Source organism: Vibrio sp. 10N.222.49.C9, from assembly GCF_041474985.1.
Classification (GTDB): Bacteria; Pseudomonadota; Gammaproteobacteria; order Enterobacterales; family Vibrionaceae; genus Vibrio; species Vibrio crassostreae_C.
The window spans coordinates 1-497 of record NZ_JBFRVD010000227.1 but is presented as its reverse complement, the minus strand read 5'-3'; the positions used below and the strand labels follow the sequence as shown (position 1 = coordinate 497).

1 protein-coding gene is annotated in these 497 nt (G+C 47.7%); it reads right to left on the bottom strand.

Going from position 1 to position 497, the window contains the following annotated elements:
- Window positions 1–497 (bottom strand): alpha/beta hydrolase (locus tag AB4585_RS22875; RefSeq protein ID WP_372171100.1); only part of this gene is annotated, 497 nt, incomplete at both ends.

Below are 497 nucleotides of genomic sequence, written 5' to 3'. Positions count from 1 at the left end.
ATGGTCAGCATCGCAAATTCATTGGGAGCCAAGTGATCAAGGAACAGCTTCCACATATCGGTTTGTACGCTATCTAGCCCAGCACAAACGATCACTACAGGTAACGGGCGTTCAGTATGTGGCAGATGTAAATTCGCCTGCACCGTTTTGCCTTTATAAGGCACATTCAGTTGCTTAAACACATACTTGCTCGCATGGGATGCTTCTTCGTACGCCTTATTCGCCAATACCTGAGCTTGTATGGATAGATTATCGCCCTTGATATGTGGGTAGGCTGCAATGCTGAAATAAAGACTCGCTTTATAGAGAGCCTCGGCAGCTTCATCACCCTTTAACTCTGCTGCGCGTTTTTGATGAATCATCCCTGCGTGGGTCCATTCATAGGCCCAGTTTCCCGAACGAAATCCCATGACGGTATCTAGCCATTCGTCGTTGCTTCGAGAGTGCTCAGATGAGGATATACACGCAAGCACCTGATCTTGTTCAATGGGGTCTGC